At 69.5% G+C, this 16016-nt stretch carries 14 protein-coding genes and 1 pseudogene; 9 read left to right on the top strand and 6 right to left on the bottom strand.

The genetic code is table 11. The features are described 5' to 3' along the window. Nucleotides 1–249: 249 nt before the first annotated feature. Both ACFXPL_RS27990 and ACFXPL_RS27995 read right to left on the bottom strand, forming a co-directional pair. The gene (locus ACFXPL_RS27990) at nt 250–1629 is read right to left on the bottom strand and encodes an aspartate aminotransferase family protein (RefSeq protein WP_384924729.1); all 1380 of its coding nucleotides are present in this window, start codon (nt 1627–1629) and stop codon (nt 250–252) included. Then, nucleotides 1614–2054 (bottom strand): Lrp/AsnC family transcriptional regulator, encoded by a 441-nt coding sequence (locus ACFXPL_RS27995; protein ID WP_384924765.1) that lies wholly within the window; start codon nt 2052–2054, stop codon nt 1614–1616. Before ACFXPL_RS27995 ends, ACFXPL_RS27990 begins: the two co-directional genes overlap by 16 nt. A 338-nt stretch (nt 2055–2392) precedes the next feature. Here ACFXPL_RS27995 and ACFXPL_RS28000 point away from each other — a divergent pair, with 338 nt between their 5' ends. Beyond that, nucleotides 2393–3832, top strand: a complete 1440-nt coding sequence (locus tag ACFXPL_RS28000) for a gamma-aminobutyraldehyde dehydrogenase (protein ID WP_384924767.1) — start codon at nt 2393–2395, stop codon at nt 3830–3832. A 256-nt stretch (nt 3833–4088) separates the two neighbouring features. Here ACFXPL_RS28000 and ACFXPL_RS28005 read toward each other — a convergent pair whose 3' ends face one another. Beyond that, nucleotides 4089–4904: a glycerophosphodiester phosphodiesterase gene (locus ACFXPL_RS28005; RefSeq protein ID WP_384924769.1), complete on the bottom strand. Its 816-nt coding sequence runs from the start codon at nt 4902–4904 to the stop codon at nt 4089–4091. 2 nt (nt 4905–4906) lie between these two features. Further along, complete coding sequence (locus tag ACFXPL_RS28010; protein ID WP_384924731.1) at nt 4907–5932, bottom strand: adenosine deaminase; 1026 nt, start codon at nt 5930–5932, stop codon at nt 4907–4909. Between the two features lie 187 nt (nt 5933–6119). Here ACFXPL_RS28010 and ACFXPL_RS28015 point away from each other — a divergent pair, with 187 nt between their 5' ends. After that, nucleotides 6120–6884: a DUF4190 domain-containing protein gene (locus ACFXPL_RS28015; protein ID WP_384924733.1), complete on the top strand. Its 765-nt coding sequence runs from the start codon at nt 6120–6122 to the stop codon at nt 6882–6884. A 62-nt stretch (nt 6885–6946) separates the two neighbouring features. Here ACFXPL_RS28015 and ACFXPL_RS28020 read toward each other — a convergent pair whose 3' ends face one another. Beyond that, nucleotides 6947–7519, bottom strand: coding sequence for an NADAR family protein (locus ACFXPL_RS28020; RefSeq protein ID WP_384924771.1), 573 nt, complete (start codon nt 7517–7519; stop codon nt 6947–6949). Nucleotides 7520–7757: 238 nt separating this feature from the next. Between ACFXPL_RS28020 and ACFXPL_RS28025 the strand changes: the two are divergent. From ACFXPL_RS28025 to ACFXPL_RS28055, 7 genes and pseudogenes are all read left to right on the top strand, one after another. Further along, nucleotides 7758–8243, top strand: a pseudogene (locus tag ACFXPL_RS28025) (aldehyde dehydrogenase family protein); the annotation flags it as partial. 79 nt (nt 8244–8322) lie between these two features. Next, nucleotides 8323–9570, top strand: a complete 1248-nt coding sequence (locus ACFXPL_RS28030; RefSeq protein WP_384924773.1) for a spermidine/putrescine ABC transporter substrate-binding protein — start codon at nt 8323–8325, stop codon at nt 9568–9570. Between the two features lie 192 nt (nt 9571–9762). Further along, nucleotides 9763–11025: an ABC transporter ATP-binding protein gene (locus ACFXPL_RS28035; protein WP_384924735.1), complete on the top strand. Its 1263-nt coding sequence runs from the start codon at nt 9763–9765 to the stop codon at nt 11023–11025. Beyond that, nucleotides 11022–11966, top strand: coding sequence for an ABC transporter permease (locus tag ACFXPL_RS28040; protein ID WP_384924737.1), 945 nt, complete (start codon nt 11022–11024; stop codon nt 11964–11966). Before ACFXPL_RS28035 ends, ACFXPL_RS28040 begins: the two co-directional genes overlap by 4 nt. Nucleotides 11967–12043: 77 nt before the next feature. Further along, nucleotides 12044–12844, top strand: a complete 801-nt coding sequence (locus ACFXPL_RS28045; protein ID WP_384924739.1) for an ABC transporter permease — start codon at nt 12044–12046, stop codon at nt 12842–12844. A gap of 106 nt (nt 12845–12950) precedes the next feature. Then, nucleotides 12951–14375 carry an NAD(P)/FAD-dependent oxidoreductase gene (locus ACFXPL_RS28050; RefSeq protein ID WP_384924741.1) on the top strand — a complete coding sequence of 475 codons (1425 nt, stop codon included), beginning with the start codon at nt 12951–12953 and terminating at the stop codon, nt 14373–14375. Nucleotides 14376–14651: 276 nt separating this feature from the next. Continuing rightward, nucleotides 14652–15128, top strand: coding sequence for a hypothetical protein (locus ACFXPL_RS28055; protein ID WP_384924743.1), 477 nt, complete (start codon nt 14652–14654; stop codon nt 15126–15128). A gap of 126 nt (nt 15129–15254) precedes the next feature. On the opposite strand, the gene ACFXPL_RS28060 is transcribed toward ACFXPL_RS28055, so the two are convergent. After that, on the bottom strand, nt 15255–15836 hold the full coding sequence (locus ACFXPL_RS28060; RefSeq protein WP_384924745.1) for a phosphatase PAP2 family protein: 582 nt from the start codon (nt 15834–15836) through the stop codon (nt 15255–15257). Between the last annotated feature and the right edge of the window lie 180 nt (nt 15837–16016).

Here is a 16016-nt window from a genome sequence, read left to right on the forward strand (position 1 = left end):
GTTCTGATCGGATGTGGGTGCGCCTCGGCGCTTCCCGGCCGTCCCTCGTCCGGCGGAACGGGGCGGCGACGATCGGTCATGGGGCACGCTAGGTTTTCGGAGCGGGAAGAGGGCACATCACAGGCCCCGCGCGCCGCCCTTCTCACCCGAAAGGCGGCACGCAGACGCTTGTTGGGTGCCGCACGGAGCGAGCGTGGCGGGCAGGGCGCCACAACGCCTCCCCGCTCCGGTGGGCCGCGTGGCGTCCGCTCAGAGCTTCGTCCACGCTTCCGTCAGTACGGCCCGGAGGATCCCCTCGATCTCGTCGAACGTGGACTGGTCGGAGATCAGCGGAGGCGCGAGCTGTACCACCGGGTCGCCCCGGTCGTCGGCGCGGCAGTACAGGCCGCTGTCGTACAGCTTCTTGGAGAGGAAGCCGTACAGGACGCGCTCCGTCTCCTCGTCCGTGAACGTTTCCTTGGTGGTCTTGTCCTTCACCAGTTCGATGCCGTAGAAGAAGCCGTTGCCGCGTACGTCGCCCACGATGGGCAGGTCGTGCAGTTTCTTCAGGGTGGCGAAGAACGCGCCCTCGTTGTCGAGCACATGCTGGTTGAGGCCCTCGCGTTCGAAGATGTCGAGGTTGGCGAGACCGACCGCCGCGGAGACCGGGTGGCCACCGAACGTATAGCCGTGCAGGAAGGTGTTGTCACCCTGGTAGAACGGCTCGGCGAGCCGGTCGGAGACGACGCAGGCGCCGATCGGGGAATAGCCCGACGTCATGCCCTTGGCGCAGGTGATCATGTCGGGTATGTAGTCGAACTTGTCGCACGCGAACATCGTGCCGAGCCGGCCGAAGGCGCAGATGACCTCGTCGGAGACGAGCAGGACGTCGTACCGGTCACAGATCTCGCGGACCCGCTGGAAGTAGCCGGGGGGCGGAGGGAAGCAGCCACCCGCGTTCTGTACGGGCTCCAGGAAGACCGCCGCGACCGTATCGGGCCCCTCGAACAGGATCTCCTGCTCGATCTGGTCGGCGGCCCAGCGGCCGAACGCCTCCGGGTCGTCCCCGTACAGCGGGGCGCGGTAGATGTTCGTGTTCGGGACCTTGCGCGCGCCTGGGACCAGCGGCTCGAACGGTGCCTTCAGAGCGGGCAGTCCGGTGATGGAGAGCGCCCCCTGAGGCGTCCCGTGGTAGGCGACGGCGCGCGAGATGACCTTGTACTTGGTCGGCTTTCCCGTCAACTTGAAGTACTGCTTGGCGAGCTTCCATGCGGTCTCCACGGCCTCGCCGCCGCCCGTCGTGAAGAAGACCTTGTTGAGGTCGCCGGGAGCGTGGTGCGCGAGCCGCTCCGCGAGTTCGACGGCCTTCGGATGGGCGTACGACCACACCGGGAAGAAGCCCAGTTCCTGACCCTGCTTGTAGGCGGCCTCCGCCAGTTCGTGGCGGCCGTGGCCGGCATTGACCACGAACAGCCCCGAGAGGCCGTCCAGGTAGCGCTTGCCCTGGGCGTCGTAGATGTAGGTGCCCTCGCCGCGCACGATGGTGGGCACGGGGGCGTTCTCGTACGAGGACATGCGGGTGAAGTGCATCCACAGGTGGTCGTACGCGGTCTTGGAGAGGTCCTTGCTCACGGCTATCGGGTTCCCCACATGTAGGTCTGCTTCTTCAGCTTCAGATAGACGAAGCTCTCGGTGGAGCGCACACCGGGGAGTGCGCGGATCCGCTTGTTGATCACTTCGAGCAGGTGGTCGTCGTCCTCGCAGACGATCTCGACCATCAGGTCGAAGGAGCCCGCGGTCACCACCACGTACTCGCATTCCGCCATCTCCGACAGCGCGTCAGCGACCGTGTCCATGTCACCCTCGACATTGATGCCGACCATCGCCTGCCGCCGGAAGCCGACGGTGAGCGGGTCCGTGACGGCGACGATCTGCATCACGCCCTGATCGAGCAGCTTCTGGACGCGCTGGCGTACGGCCGCCTCGGAGAGGCCGACCGCCTTGCCGATCGCGGCGTACGGGCGGCGTCCGTCCTGCTGGAGCTGCTCGATGATCGCGAGCGATACGGAGTCGATCGTCGGCGAGGAGCCGTTCCCGGCCCGGGGCTCCGGCCTGGAGTCGTGCCTGACGTCGTGCTTGGAGTACGCCCTGGAGGCAGGCGTGGGCTCCGGCTTCGAGCCCGCCTCGGACTGCGCCTTCGAGTTCGTTCTGGAGTCTGTGCTACGGCTGGCCACGCACTTCACTGTGCACCGGGACTCGCCCGTATAGCAACCCTGCATCGATGAAATTCGTTGTTCGAGGGATCTCATCTCACGGAATCCGAAGTTGCGGGGGGTCGGGCCTGTTGAAAGCGTCGGACGAGCGATTAGGGTGGGTGTCTCACCCATCGGACACCTGACAGGGAGGGGTGGCAGTGACCACCGAGCTGCGCCGGCTGCGTAACTACATCAACGGGGAGTTCCGGGACGCCGCTGACGGGCGGACCATCGAGGTGGTCGACCCGACCACGGGTGACGCGTACGCCACGTCCCCACTCTCGGGGAAGGCCGATGTCGACGCCGCCATGGAGGCCGCTGCGGCCGCCTTCCCGGCGTGGCGGGACACCACTCCGGCCGAGCGTCAGAAGGTGCTGCTGAAGATCGCGGACGCCTTCGAGGAGCGCGCGGAGGACCTGATCGCCGCCGAGTCGGAGAACACGGGCAAGCCGATCGAACTCACCCGCACCGAAGAGATCCCGCCGATGGTGGACCAGATCCGCTTCTTCGCGGGCGCCGCCCGGATGCTCGAAGGCCGGTCGGCCGGAGAGTACATGGACGGCTTCACCTCGATCGTCCGGCGGGAGCCGGTCGGTGTCTGCGCGCAGGTCGCGCCGTGGAACTACCCGATGATGATGGCGGTGTGGAAGTTCGCGCCGGCGCTCGCCGCGGGCAACACGGTTGTGCTCAAGCCGTCGGACACCACCCCCGCGTCGACGGTGCTGATGGCCGAAATCATCGGCGCGATCGTCCCCAAGGGTGTCTTCAACGTCATCTGCGGCGACCGCGACAGCGGCCGGGCCATGGTCGAGCACCCGACGCCCGCGATGGCCTCCATCACCGGCTCCGTACGGGCCGGTATGCAGGTCGCGGCGTCGGCGGCCAAGGACGTCAAGCGGGTCCACCTGGAACTGGGCGGCAAGGCCCCGGTCGTCGTCTTCGAGGACGTCGACCTGGCGAAGGCCGTCGAGGACATCGCAGTGGCGGGGTACTTCAACGCGGGGCAGGACTGTACGGCGGCGACACGCGTCCTCGTCCACGAGTCGATCCACGACGACTTCGTGACCGCACTCGCCAAGGCGGCGGCCGACACGAAGACGGGCGCGCCGGACGACGAGGGCGTGCTCTACGGGCCGCTCAACAACGCCCAGCAGCTCCAGCAGGTCTCCGGCTTCATCGAGCGGCTGCCGGCCCATGCACGGGTCGAGGCAGGCGGTCACCGGGTCGGTGAGAAGGGCTACTTCTATGCCCCGACGGTCGTCTCCGGCCTCAAGCAGGACGACGAGATCATCCAGAACGAGGTCTTCGGCCCCGTCATCACCGTGCAGTCCTTCACGGACGAGGCCCAGGCCCTGGAGTACGCCAACGGCGTGGAGTTCGCCCTCGCCTCGTCCGTGTGGACGAAGGACCACGCGCGGGCGATGCGGATGTCGAAGGCCCTGGACTTCGGCTGCGTGTGGATCAACACGCACATTCCGCTGGTCGCGGAGATGCCGCACGGAGGCTTCAAGAAGTCGGGGTACGGCAAGGACCTCTCCGCGTACGGCTTCGACGACTACACGCGCATCAAGCACGTGATGACGTCGCTCGACGGCTGACGGCTGCCCCCGCCGGGTGTCGGCCGGCAGCCGGCGGGGGACCGACTGCCTCTGCTACGAGCGCGGCGCGGCGTACGGGGCGCCCGTACGCCGCCATACGGGGCGGGCCGGTGCAGCGGAGTACCGCGGCGTACGAGGCGAAGCGAGGCGGCGTACGGGGCACCGGCGGGCGGGTTCGACTTCCTGCCCGGGCGCGCTGGACGGCCCCGCCCCGTACGGGGCGGCTCGTCGAACTCGCCCGGGGCGACGGTCGCGGCTACACCTCAGGGCCCGCCGCGCCGTGGGAGCTCGGCTTGCCGACCGCCGTGCGGAGCAGGCCGGACAGAACGTCGATCCGGTTCGTGGTGATCGAATCGACCCCGCGCTCGATCAGTCTGCGCATGTTGCGCCGGGTGTCCACGGTCCAGGCGGAGACCAGTAGCCCGTCCCGGTGGTTGCGGTCGGCCAGCTCCCGGCTGACCAGCCCGAAGCGGTAGTTGAGCCAGCGTGGCCGCACCGCCGCGAGGAGCACGGGGCGTGGCGGCGCCGGCGTCGTCCAGGTCATCGCGATCTCGGCGCGCGCGTCGGCGGCGCGGACAGCGAGCATTGTGTCCGGGCCGGCGCAGTAGTACACGCGTTCCTCAGCGCCGCACTCCCGGACGGTGCCGACGACCGTGCGCACCGACGCCGCGGTGGCGCCCGGCAGATCGATCATGAACCGGCCCCCCGTGCCGTACGGGCGCCGTGCCGGAGCCCCGTCGCCGCCGTATTCCCCGTCCGGGGGCGGGAGGAGCGCGTCGCGCAGGGTCGGCACCTCGCCGCGCGTCAGCTCACGCAGTTCGTCGTACGTCACCTCGGCGAGCCGCCGCTCATAACCCCAGAGCCGCGCCAGCGAGGCGTCGTGCAGCAGCACAGGCACCCCGTCCCCGGTGAGTCGTACGTCGATCTCGACCGCGTCTGCGCCCCGTCGCCGCGCGGAACGAACCGAGGGAAGGGTGTTCTCCCGGACGCGGTAGGGGTCGCCGCGGTGGCCCACGGCGACGACCGTCCGCCCCGTACCGGCGTCGTGGCCGCGGCCGTCGCCGTCGGCCACGGTCAGCGCGCGAGCCACTGCGCGGTGTACGCGTCGATCTCCTCGGCGAGCCGCTTCTTGCCGGCCGTGTCGAGGAACGACGCCTCGACCCCATTCTTCGCGAGATCGGCGATACCGCGCTCGTCCAGGCCGAGCAGCCGCGCCGCGACGCGGTACTCCTTGTTCAGATCCGTGCCGAACATGGGGGGGTCGTCGCTGTTGACCGTCACGAGCACCCCCGCTGAGACCATCGCCTTGATGGGGTGCTCGTCGAGATCGGCGACGGCGCGGGTGGCGATGTTGGACGTGGGGCACACCTCCAGCGGGACGCGGTGCTCGGCGAGATACGCCAGCAGCTCCGGGTCCTGGACGGAGCTGGTGCCGTGGCCGATGCGTTCTGCGCGCAGTTCGCGCAGTGCGTCCCAGACCGTCTCCGGCCCCGTCGTTTCGCCGGCGTGAGGTACGGAGCGCAGCCCCGCCGCGATCGCCCGGTCGAAGTACGGCTTGAACTGCGGCCGGGGTACGCCGATCTCGGGGCCGCCCAGTCCGAAGCCGACCAGCCCGTCGGGGCGCAGGTCCACCGCGAGCCGAGTGGTCTCCTCGGCGGCCTTCAGCCCCGCCTCTCCCGGAATGTCGAAGATCCAGCGCAGTACGACGCCCAGTTCGGTTTCGGCGGCCTTCCGCGCGTCCTCTATGGCCTCCATGAAGGCGTGGTCGGGGATGCCGCGGTTGGTCGAGCTGAAAGGCGTGACCGTCAGCTCGGCGTAGCGGATGTTCTGCCGGGCCATGTCGCGGGCGACCTCGAAGGTCAGCAGCCGCACGTCCTCCGGCGTCCGGATCAGATCGACGACCGAGAGGTAGACGTCGATGAAATGGGCGAAGTCCGTGAAGGTGAAGAAGTCGACGAGCGCGCCGGGGTCGGTGGGTACCTTGGAGTCCGGGTGCCGGGACGCCAGTTCGGCGACGATGCGCGGCGACGCTGAGCCGACGTGGTGGACATGGAGCTCGGCCTTGGGCAGGCCGGCGATGAAGGCGCTCGGATCGGTCATCGTGATCCTCCGGGGAAGGGGACGGTACGGGGCGGGTGCCGGCGGCACGGGTTCTGGAAGCGCGGCCGGCGGGGCGGCGCGTGGGCTGTCTGCCGGACGGTTTCCGGGGCACGGATCATCGTAGGCCGGGCCGGTTCCGCACGGAGCCGAGGCCGTAGCATGACGGAATTACGAGTGGGGGAGGCCCATGTCAGACAAGAGCGAGCAGCCGTCGGGCGGCTACGAGCCGAGCGATCCCTGGGCGCCGCCGGAGCGCAAGGTGCCGCTGGACAAGCCGTCGTCCGCGCAGCCGCACGCCCCCCAGGGCTCGCAGGTGCCGCCGCAGCCTTCCGCCCGATCCGTGCACGACCAGCCGACGATCACCGGAATGCCGGCCGGCGGGACGGGGCAGGGGCCCGGCGCGAGTGCCGGAGGCGGCGCGGGGCTGGGACCAGGGGCCGGTGGGGGCGCCGTACCGCCGCCGCCCACCGCTCCCGGTGGGCCTGCCCGGCCCACCCCGGGACAGTACGGCTATTCCGGCGCCCAGCAGTCCGGCGCCTCGTACGGGGCGGGGGCAGGGGCGGGCTACGGTTACCCGGGCTACCCCAACGCCCCGTACTCGGGATACGGCCAGACCGGCTGGCAACAGGCGCCGTCGAACGGCATGGGGATCACGGCGCTGGTGCTCGGGATCCTCGCCGTCGTGACCTTCTGCTTCTGGGGGATCGGCATCATCCTCGGCGTTCTGGCGCTGATCTTCGGGTTCGTGGGCCGCGGACGCGCCCAGCGGGGCGAGGCGAACAACGCGGGAATGGCGCTGGCGGGCATCATCCTCGGCGCGATCGGCACTCTGATCAGCGCCGCGTTCCTCGGCTTCCTGATCTGGGCGGTCGTGCAGGGGGAGGAGCTGAGCTCGAACACCGAGGATCCGTTCGCCACCTCGCTCGTCGTCGGCGCTGCGGCCAACCGCTAGGAACTGGTCCGTCGGCTGCAGCCGTCCGGCGATTACCGCGGTCCGGGGGCCCGGTCCGGCCGTTACTCCCGGTCGGCCCGGAGCCGGTCGCGCGCCTCCATGAGTGCGAAGCCCAGCAGGTTGAGTCCGCGCCACCGTGTGGGGTCCGCCGCCCGCTCGTCGTCCGAGGCGAGCCCGATGCCCCAGATCCGGTCCATCGGGCTCGCCTCGACGAGAACCCGGTCGCCCGTGCTCAGCAGAAAGTCGCGCAGTGCCGCGTCCTGCCCGAATTTGTGGATGCTGCCCGCCACCACGATTCTGTGGCGCTCGCGCGCCCAGACGCTTTCGTCGAACTCGCGGACCAGCCGCCCCGCCTTCTTGGCGAGCGCCGGATTCGCGGCACCCAGGGCCGCGTGCTCGGCTTCCTCGTCCCCGAATAGCCGGGCCTTGGCCGCCATCATCCAGTGCTCGGCCGTCGCGTACTCAACCCCGTCGACGGTGAACCGGGCCGGCCACCACTGGCTCAGACAGCTCGTGCCGAGCGCGCCGTCCCGCCGTGGTGTGTGCCCCCAGAATTGCAGATACTTGACCGCCGCGCCGCCCTGGGCCCGCTCGACCAGCTCGGCTTGCGTACGTACAGAACTCCCTGTGTCCATCCCCATGTGCGGAAGTCTGCCAGTCACCACTGACAGTGCCCACGGGGATTCCGTACCGTTACGGCTTTGGCTCGCCGCCTTGCCCACTGATTCCGTCGCGTAACCAAAAGGCAACAACGGAATCCCTTGTTGAGATGGAAGTGTTCTGTCAGGATCGGCAATCAATTCGAGCCGGGACAACAGTTCGCAACCGTTCGAGCAAAGGTCGGCACTGTCGGCCGGGACACCGGAGAGCGTCATGGGCAACCGCTTCCAGGTGCGGGACCGTTTCGAGGAGGGCGCGCAGTTCATCGGCGGGCGGTCGCGACCGGGCACCTCGGGACGTCTGCCGGCTGTCGTGAACCCCGCGACCGGCGAGGACGTCCACGCGTACGAACTGGCAGGCCCCACCGATGTTGACGTCGCCGTCGCCGCCGCGCACGCGGCCTTCCCCGGCTGGGCGGCCACCACGCCCGGTGAGCGCTCCGACGCCCTGCACCGGCTGGCGGACGTCCGTGCTGCCCAGGCGGACGACTTCGCGTACGCCGAGTCGCTGCAGTGCGGCAAGCCGATCAAGCTCTCCACCGAGTTCGACGTTCCCGGGACTGTTGACAACACCTCCTTCTTCGTGGGCGCCGCACGCCGCCTCGACACAGCGTCGGCCGGTGAGTACAGCGGCGGCCACACCTCCTCCGTACGCCGCGAGCCGATGGGGGCCGTCGGCTCCGTCGCACCGTGGAACCATTCGCGCGCAAGCCCCTGAAGCCGCCGAACCCCGTCCAGCCGTCCAGCCGTCCAGCCGAAGGGCAGAGTGCATGGAGCAGATGGAGCAGCACGAACCCGACCACCCGTCCGCGGCGCAGTGGGCCGCGATACGCCGCACCATGACCAGCGGCAGGGGCGCCCTCACCCGCCGCTCGATGCTGCGCGCCACGGGTGCCGGCGCCCTCTCACTCGGCGGGCTCGCCGCACTGGGCGGCTGCGGCATCCCGCCCGCGAAGCGGGAGGGGGAAGTGCCCGCCTCCATTGACCACTCGGCCGAGGAGAAGCGCGTCGTCTTCTCCAACTGGACCGAGTACATGGACGTCAGCGACGACGAGAAGCACTATCCGACGCTGGAGGCGTTCACCAAGCGCACCGGGATCACGGTCAAATACACCGCCGACATCAACGACAACGTCGAGTTCTTCGGCAAGATCCGGCCACAGCTCGCCGCGGGCCAGGACACCGGGCGGGATCTCATCTGCGTCACGGACTGGCTGGCCGCCCGCATCATCAGGCTCGGCTGGGCGCAGAAACTCGACCCGTCCCACCTCCCGCACGCGTTCGCGAACCTCTCCGCGCCGTTCCGCTCACCCGACTGGGATCCGGGCCGCGCCTACTCGTACCCCTGGACAGGGATCCCCGCCGTCATCGCCTACAACGTTAAGGCGACCGGCGGGCGTACGGTCGACTCGGTCTCCCAACTCCTGGACGATCCGAAGCTCACGGGACGGGTGGCCTTCCTCTCCGAGATGCGCGACACCGTCGGGATGACCCTCCTGGATCTCGGCAAGGACCCCGCGGCCTTCACCGACGACGACTTCGACGCCGCCCTCGCCCGGATCCAGAAGGCCGTCGACAGGAAGCAGATACGCCGCTTCACCGGCAACGACTACACGGCGGACCTCGACAAGGGCGACATCGCGGCGTGCGTCGCCTGGGCGGGGGACATCGTCCAGCTCCAGAACGACAATCCCGACATCAAGTTCGCCATCCCGCGGGCCGGCTACATGCTCTCCAGCGACAACCTGCTGGTCCCGGTCAAGGCGCGGCGCAAGGCCAACGCCGAGCAGCTCATCGACCACTACTACCGGCCGCCGATCGCCGCGCGGCTCGCCGCGTACATCAACTACGTCTGCCCGGTCGACGGGGTGCGCACCGAACTGGCCAGGATCGACAAGTCGATGGCCGGCAACGCCCTGATCATCCCGAACGCCGCGATGGCCGCTGCCTCGCACGCCTTCCGTTCCCTCAGCACCGGGGAAGAGACGGCGTACGAGCAGAAGTTCGCCAAGCTCATCGGCGCGTAGACAAGTGGGCCCACCGGCCGCGCCGTACGCCGCACCGCTCCCCACACCCCCGGTGCACCCGCGCCCGTACTTCGCGCCCTGTAGGCCCTGCCTCGTACGGCCTTCTGTACGTAGCTCCCTACGCCCCGTCGGATCCCGGGGCGCGCCGTACTCCCCGTCCGTCCACCTCTCTCCTCTCCGGGACCGTGACCCATGACAGAGACCGCATCCACCAGCCGGGACGGCGGCGACGTCCGCCTCACCGGGATCAGCAAGGCGTACGGCTCCTTCCGCGCCGTACGGCCCCTCGACCTCACCGTGGAGCAGGGTTCCTTCTTCGCCCTTCTCGGCGCCTCGGGCTGCGGCAAGACCACCACTCTGCGGATGATCGCCGGCCTGGAGGACCCCACCACCGGCACGGTCTTCCTGGGCGACAGGGACGTTACGGGGCTCCCTCCGTACAAGCGCCCCGTCAACACCGTGTTCCAGAGCTACGCCCTCTTCCCGCACCTCGACATCTACGAGAACGTCGCCTTCGGGCTGCGGCGTCGTGGCATCAGGTCCGTACGCAAGCAGGTCGGTGACATGCTCGGTCTTGTCCAGCTCGGCGACCACGCCAGGCGCAAGCCGCATCAACTCTCAGGCGGCCAGCAACAGCGCGTCGCGGTGGCTCGCGCGCTGATCAACCATCCGCAGGTCCTTCTCCTCGACGAGCCGCTGGGCGCCCTCGACCTCAAGCTGCGCCGCCAGATGCAGTGGGAGCTGAAGCGCATACAGACCGAGGTCGGCATCACCTTTATCCACGTCACCCACGATCAGGAGGAGGCCATGACGATGGCCGACACCGTCGGGGTGATGAACGCGGGGAGCGTCGAACAACTCGGCAGCCCCGCCGAGCTCTACGAGAATCCGCGCACCACCTTCGTCGCCAACTTCCTCGGTACGTCCAACCTCATAGAGGCGGAGATAGCCGACGTGCGGGGTGACGACGTGACGGTCATGGCGGGTGGCGCAAAGCTCCTGCTCCCTGGCGACCGATGTTCCGCCCCGACGACGCGGGGCGGCAGGCTGCTGGTCGGCGTGCGCCCTGAGAAGATCTCCCTGACCCACGCGGACGACGCCGGCTCGATCCCTGACGGAGGTAACCGCATCCCCGGCCGGATCGCCGACTCCCGCTTCATCGGCGTCTCCACGCAGTACGTGATCAAGAGCGCCGTCTGCACCGAGCTGGAGGTGTACGCGCAGAACATCGAACGTGACAGCCGGCTGGCCCCCGGCGCCGAGGTCGTCCTGCATTGGAACCCGGCGCACACCTTCGGCCTGGACGGCGCGCAGTCTCCGCTGGCCGGCACAACGGGCGACGCCGGCGGCCCCTTCGGGTCCACCACCGGCGACGTCGGCTCCGCTACGGCGCGGACCCAGGCCGAAGCCCAGGCGCCCGCCCGTGTCGGCGAGGCAGGAGAGGAGGGAGTATGACGGCCACGGAAGCCCCACCCGCCGCGCCCACCCCGCCGCCCGCCGCGGAGTACGGACCTCCCGTGCGTAGGCCCTCCGCGCGCAGGCGCCTCGCCCCGTACTGGCTGCTCCTGCCCGGCATCCTCTGGCTGCTGGTCTTCTTCGCGCTGCCGATGGTCTACCAGGCGTCGACCTCCGTACAGACCGGCTCCCTGGAAAAGGGCTTCCAGGTCACCTGGCACTTCCGGACGTACTGGGACGCGCTCCAGGAGTACTACCCGCAGTTCGTACGCTCCGTGCTGTACGCGGGCACCGCCACGCTCCTGTGCCTGCTGCTCGGCTACCCCCTCGCCTATCTCATCGCCTTCAAGGCGGGCCGCCGGCGCAATCTGCTGCTGGTCCTCGTCATCGCGCCGTTCTTCACCAGTTTCCTGATCCGGACGCTCGCCTGGAAGACGATCCTCGCGGACGGGGGCGCGGTTGTCGGCGTACTGGACGCCCTGCACGTCCTCGACGTGACCAGTTGGCTCGGCTGGACCGAGGGCGACCGAGTCCTGGCGACACCCATGGCGGTGGTCTGCGGTCTGACGTACAACTTCCTGCCCTTCATGATCCTGCCGCTCTACACGTCGCTGGAGCGCATCGACAGCCGGCTGCACGAGGCCGCCGGCGATCTGTACGCCAGGCCGCTGACGACCTTCCGCACGGTGACGTTGCCGCTCTCCATGCCTGGCGTCGTCTCCGGCACGCTGCTCACCTTCATCCCCGCGAGCGGCGATTACGTCAACGCCGAACTGCTCGGCTCCACCGACACCAAGATGGTCGGCAGCGTCATCCAGACGCAGTTCCTGCGTGTCCTCGACTACCCGACGGCCGCCGCGCTCTCCTTCATCCTCATGGCGGTCGTCCTACTGATGGTCACCGTCTACATCCGCCGAGCGGGGACGGAGGACCTCGTCTGATGAGCCGGAAGAGTCCTACAAGGCCGGTGGAGCCGGTGAGCCCGACACGGGGCGTGCCACGGGGCGGCCTCACCGCCATGACACGCTGGATACGGCGCAACGTGGTGGTGATCGCCGGCGTGCTGACGCTCGGCTACATGATCGTGCCCAATGTCGTCGTGATGGTCTTTTCCTTCAACAAGCCGAACGGCCGCTTCAACTACGCGTGGCAGCGCTTCTCCCTGGACGCCTGGAAGGATCCGTGCGGAGTCGCCGACCTGTGCGGGTCGCTGTTGCTCTCGCTTCGGATCGCCGCTTGGGCGACGCTCGGCGCGACCGTCCTCGGCACCATGATCGCCTTCGCGCTGGTCCGCTACCGCTTCCGGGCGCGCGGCTCGATCAACTCGCTGATCTTTCTGCCGATGGCGATGCCCGAGGTCGTGATGGCGGCGTCCCTGCTGACGCTCTTCCTCAACATGGGCGCGCAACTCGGCTTCTGGACGGTCCTGATCGCCCACATCATGTTCTGCCTCAGCTTCGTCGTGACCGCTGTCAAGGCGCGCGTCATGTCCATGGACCCCCGCCTCGAAGAAGCGGCGCGCGACCTCTACGCGGGGCCGGTGCAGACCTTCGTACGGGTCACCCTGCCGATCGCCGCGCCCGGGATCGTGGCGGGAGCGCTGCTCGCCTTCGCGCTCTCGTTCGACGACTTCATCATCACCAACTTCAACGCCGGATCGACCGTGACCTTCCCGATGTTCGTATGGGGCTCCGCGCAGCGCGGCACGCCTGTACAGATCAATGTCATCGGGACGGCGATGTTCATCATCGCCGTACTGATGGTGGTCATCGGCCAGATGGTCGGCAACCGGCGGAAGAAGACCGCTGCGACCGTCTGAACGGCTTCATTGACCGCCCGCGTCCACAGCGGTCCGATTCGACAGCAGTCCGCATCCGGAAAGAGCCTGCATCCGGAGCTGTTCGCAGGAGTAAGGAGCCGGACACATGGCCGTGAACCCTGGCGCCGTGCGCGACGCCGCCGCGACGTCCCTCGCCGACGCGCGCCCCGTACCGTACTGGCTGGACTCCCCGGACCGGCCGGTCGCGTGCGCCGCACTCACCGGCGACGAGCACTGTGACCTGCTCGTCGTGGGCGGTGGCTACAGCGGACTGTGGACCGCCCTCCTGGCCAAGGAGCGGGCACCGGAGCGCGACGTTGTGCTGATAGAGGGCCACGAGGTGGGCTGGGCCGCCTCAGGCCGCAACGGAGGCTTCTGCGCGGCCTCCCTCACCCATGGCTTCGGCAACGGGCTCGCCCGCTGGCCCGACGAACTGCGCACGCTGGAAGAGCTGGGCGAGCGCAACCTCGACGCCATCGAAGCAGCCGTCGCACGGTACGGCATCGACTGCGCCTTCGAGCGCACCGGCGAGATCGACATCGCCACGGAGCCGTACCAGCTCGACGGACTCCGTGAGCTGTACGAGGAGCGGACACGGCTCGGCGGCATGGGCCTCGAACTCCTCGACCGCGACGCGGTGCGCGCCGAGGTCGACTCGCCGACCTTCCTTGGCGGGCTGTGGGACCGGCGCGGCGTGGCCATGCTGGACCCGGCGCGGCTCGCCTGGGGCCTCAAGCGGGCTTGCGCGGAACTGGGCGTACGCATCTACGAGAACACCCGCGGCCAGGCGCTGGCCCGGTACGGCGCAGGAATGGCCGTCCGTACCCCCTACGGACGGGTCTTTGCCCGGCGCGTCGCGCTCGGTACCAATGTCTTCCCGTCACTGGTCAGGCGGGCGCGCCCCTACACCGTCCCGGTATACGACTACGCCCTGATGACGGAGCCCCTCACGGCGCGGCAACGGGGCGCGATCGGCTGGCGCAACCGCCAGGGACTGGGGGACAGCGCCAACCAGTTCCACTACTTCAGGATCACCACCGACCACCGTGTCCTGTGGGGTGGTTACGACGCGATCTACCCGTACGGTGGCCGGCTCGGTTCCGAGATGGAGCGGCGCCCGGAGACCTACCTCAAACTCGCCGCCCACTTCTTCCGCTGCTTCCCGCAGTTGGAGGGCGTGCGCTTCAGCCACGCGTGGGGCGGGGCGATCGACACGTGCTCACGGTTCTCGGCGTTCTTCGGCACGGCGTACGGCGGCCGGGTGGCGTACGCGGCGGGTTACACCGGCCTGGGGGTCGGCGCGACGCGCTTCGGCGGCGACGTGCTGCTCGACCTCCTCGCGGGGGAGCTGACGGAGCGCACCGATCTGGCCATGGTCCGGGACAAGCCGCTGCCGTTCCCGCCCGAACCCTTCGCGTGGGCCGGGATCGGTCTTACTCGGTGGTCGCTGGCGCGCGCGGACGCCCGCGACGGCCGGCGCAACATCTGGCTGCGGACGATGGACCGACTCGGGCTGGGTTTCGACAGTTGAAACGGAGGCTGGGGCCGAGCGCTGGGACACGGCCGGGGCTGAGGGCGGAGGGCTGTGCGCGTCGCACGGGGCGACGGTACGGTGCGCCGCGCCGCACTACGCCGTGCGCAGCGCGTAGTAAGCGCCGCGAACGGGTTCCGACGCGCCCTCTCCAATATCAGAGCTTGTGAGTCAGATCACCGGAAGATGGTGCACAGAACCCGCGTAATCGATCCGCCCCACCGACCTCCTCCTTGTGGACAGACTGTCCAACAACACGGATGGGAGGCCGGGCAGATGACTGGCTCGGGGGCAAAGAGCGCGGTGGAATGGCTGGCATCGGTGGCACCGGATCCCGACGCCTGCCGGTGGGAATGGGAGCGCAGCCCGAACGGAGTGGCTCTGCTTCCGGCCGGCAGGCGCTGGGACGTACTGATCCTGCCGGGTGACCTCGGCTACCCGACACTCGACGTGCTGACGCGGCTCGTCGACCGCCCCGGTCCGGTACTCGCCGACTTCGGCGACGCCCGGATGGGTTTCTTCGTGCCGCCGGGCACGGTCGCGCGCTGGATCGGTACGGGGGTGCGGGGCGCAGGCCGCGGCACCTGGATCGTCGTCCCGTACCCGGGACGGGCGAACGGCGGGGTGCGCTGGCTGATCCCGCCGGACGGCGCTGGGACCCTCACGGACGCGGCGCTGCTGGAGCTGGCGATGCACGAGGCGGCTGCGGGTATGGCACGCGGAGGGGGCACGTGGGAGGGCGGCGCCGGGTAGCGACGGGTGCGCTTGGTTCCGGCCGGAGGTCACCACCTCGGGCCGGCAGCTGGCCGATCGGCCGGAGGGTCCGCCGTGGCGCTGAGCCCGGCGCGACGCGAAGAGGCGCCCCGCTCGCGTTCGCCGTCACGCTCCTGATCGTGTTTCGCGCTCGTGTGGGCGCGAGCGGAATCCGCGGATCGCCGCCTCTTTAAGGAGGAGCAGTATCCCGCACAGCGCCAGGCTCCCGAGGACGTCCAGCGGCCAGTGGTAGCCGCGCAGTACGAGGCCCACGCCCGTTGCCAGGGTGAGCAGCGCCGCGACGGGCAGCGTCCTGTTCCGGCCGGCGTACGGGGCGAGGAGCAGCGCGGCGCCGCCGTACGCGACCATCGCCGTCGCCGTGTGCCCCGACGGGTAGTAGCCGGTCGCGTCCGTGAGCGGGCCCGGCCGGTCGATCCACATCTTGAGCGGTACGACCAGGGCGGGAACGCCGACCATCGCGACGCCGGCCCCCAGCGGCCGTGCGCGCTGCCCGCGCCGTAGCGCCACGCCGAGCGCGAGAGCCAGTACGGGCAGGGCGACCGGCATGCCGCCGAGGTCGGAGAGGAACTGCGTCAATGGTTCCGGCCCCTTGCCGGAGAGCGCGAGACCGATCCGTTCGTCGACGGTACGCAACGGCCCGCCGACGGCCGTCTGCCACGTGATGAGGGCGAAGAGGACCGTGCACACGGCGAGCGCCGTGAGAGCGCGAGGGGAGAAAAGAGGCGGCCGCCCGGGAACAGGGGGGGTTGTTCCGGGGCGGCCGTCAGGACCGGTGTACCGCGCGCCCCGGGGGGTTTGGGGCGAGCGGCCATCCGATCGGTGAGGAGATCCAGAGCCAGAAGCTCCAGTGATGTGCGCGAAGGCACG

It is taken from the genome of Streptomyces sp. NPDC059092 (assembly GCF_042756365.1).
Lineage (GTDB): Bacteria > Actinomycetota > Actinomycetes > Streptomycetales > Streptomycetaceae > Streptomyces.

Excerpts from the sequence above, each read along its gene's own strand:
- ACFXPL_RS28010 (WP_384924731.1), bottom strand. The coding sequence starts at position 5,932 with ATGACCGATCCGAGCGCCTTCATCGCCGGCCTGCCCAAGGCCGAGCTC.
- ACFXPL_RS28015 (WP_384924733.1), top strand. The coding sequence starts at position 6,120 with ATGTCAGACAAGAGCGAGCAGCCGTCGGGCGGCTACGAGCCGAGCGAT.
- ACFXPL_RS28020 (WP_384924771.1), bottom strand. The coding sequence starts at position 7,519 with ATGGACACAGGGAGTTCTGTACGTACGCAAGCCGAGCTGGTCGAGCGG.
- ACFXPL_RS28030 (WP_384924773.1), top strand. The coding sequence starts at position 8,323 with ATGGAGCAGCACGAACCCGACCACCCGTCCGCGGCGCAGTGGGCCGCG.
- ACFXPL_RS28035 (WP_384924735.1), top strand. The coding sequence starts at position 9,763 with ATGACAGAGACCGCATCCACCAGCCGGGACGGCGGCGACGTCCGCCTC.
- ACFXPL_RS28040 (WP_384924737.1), top strand. The coding sequence starts at position 11,022 with ATGACGGCCACGGAAGCCCCACCCGCCGCGCCCACCCCGCCGCCCGCC.
- ACFXPL_RS28045 (WP_384924739.1), top strand. The coding sequence starts at position 12,044 with ATGACACGCTGGATACGGCGCAACGTGGTGGTGATCGCCGGCGTGCTG.
- ACFXPL_RS28050 (WP_384924741.1), top strand. The coding sequence starts at position 12,951 with ATGGCCGTGAACCCTGGCGCCGTGCGCGACGCCGCCGCGACGTCCCTC.
- ACFXPL_RS28055 (WP_384924743.1), top strand. The coding sequence starts at position 14,652 with ATGACTGGCTCGGGGGCAAAGAGCGCGGTGGAATGGCTGGCATCGGTG.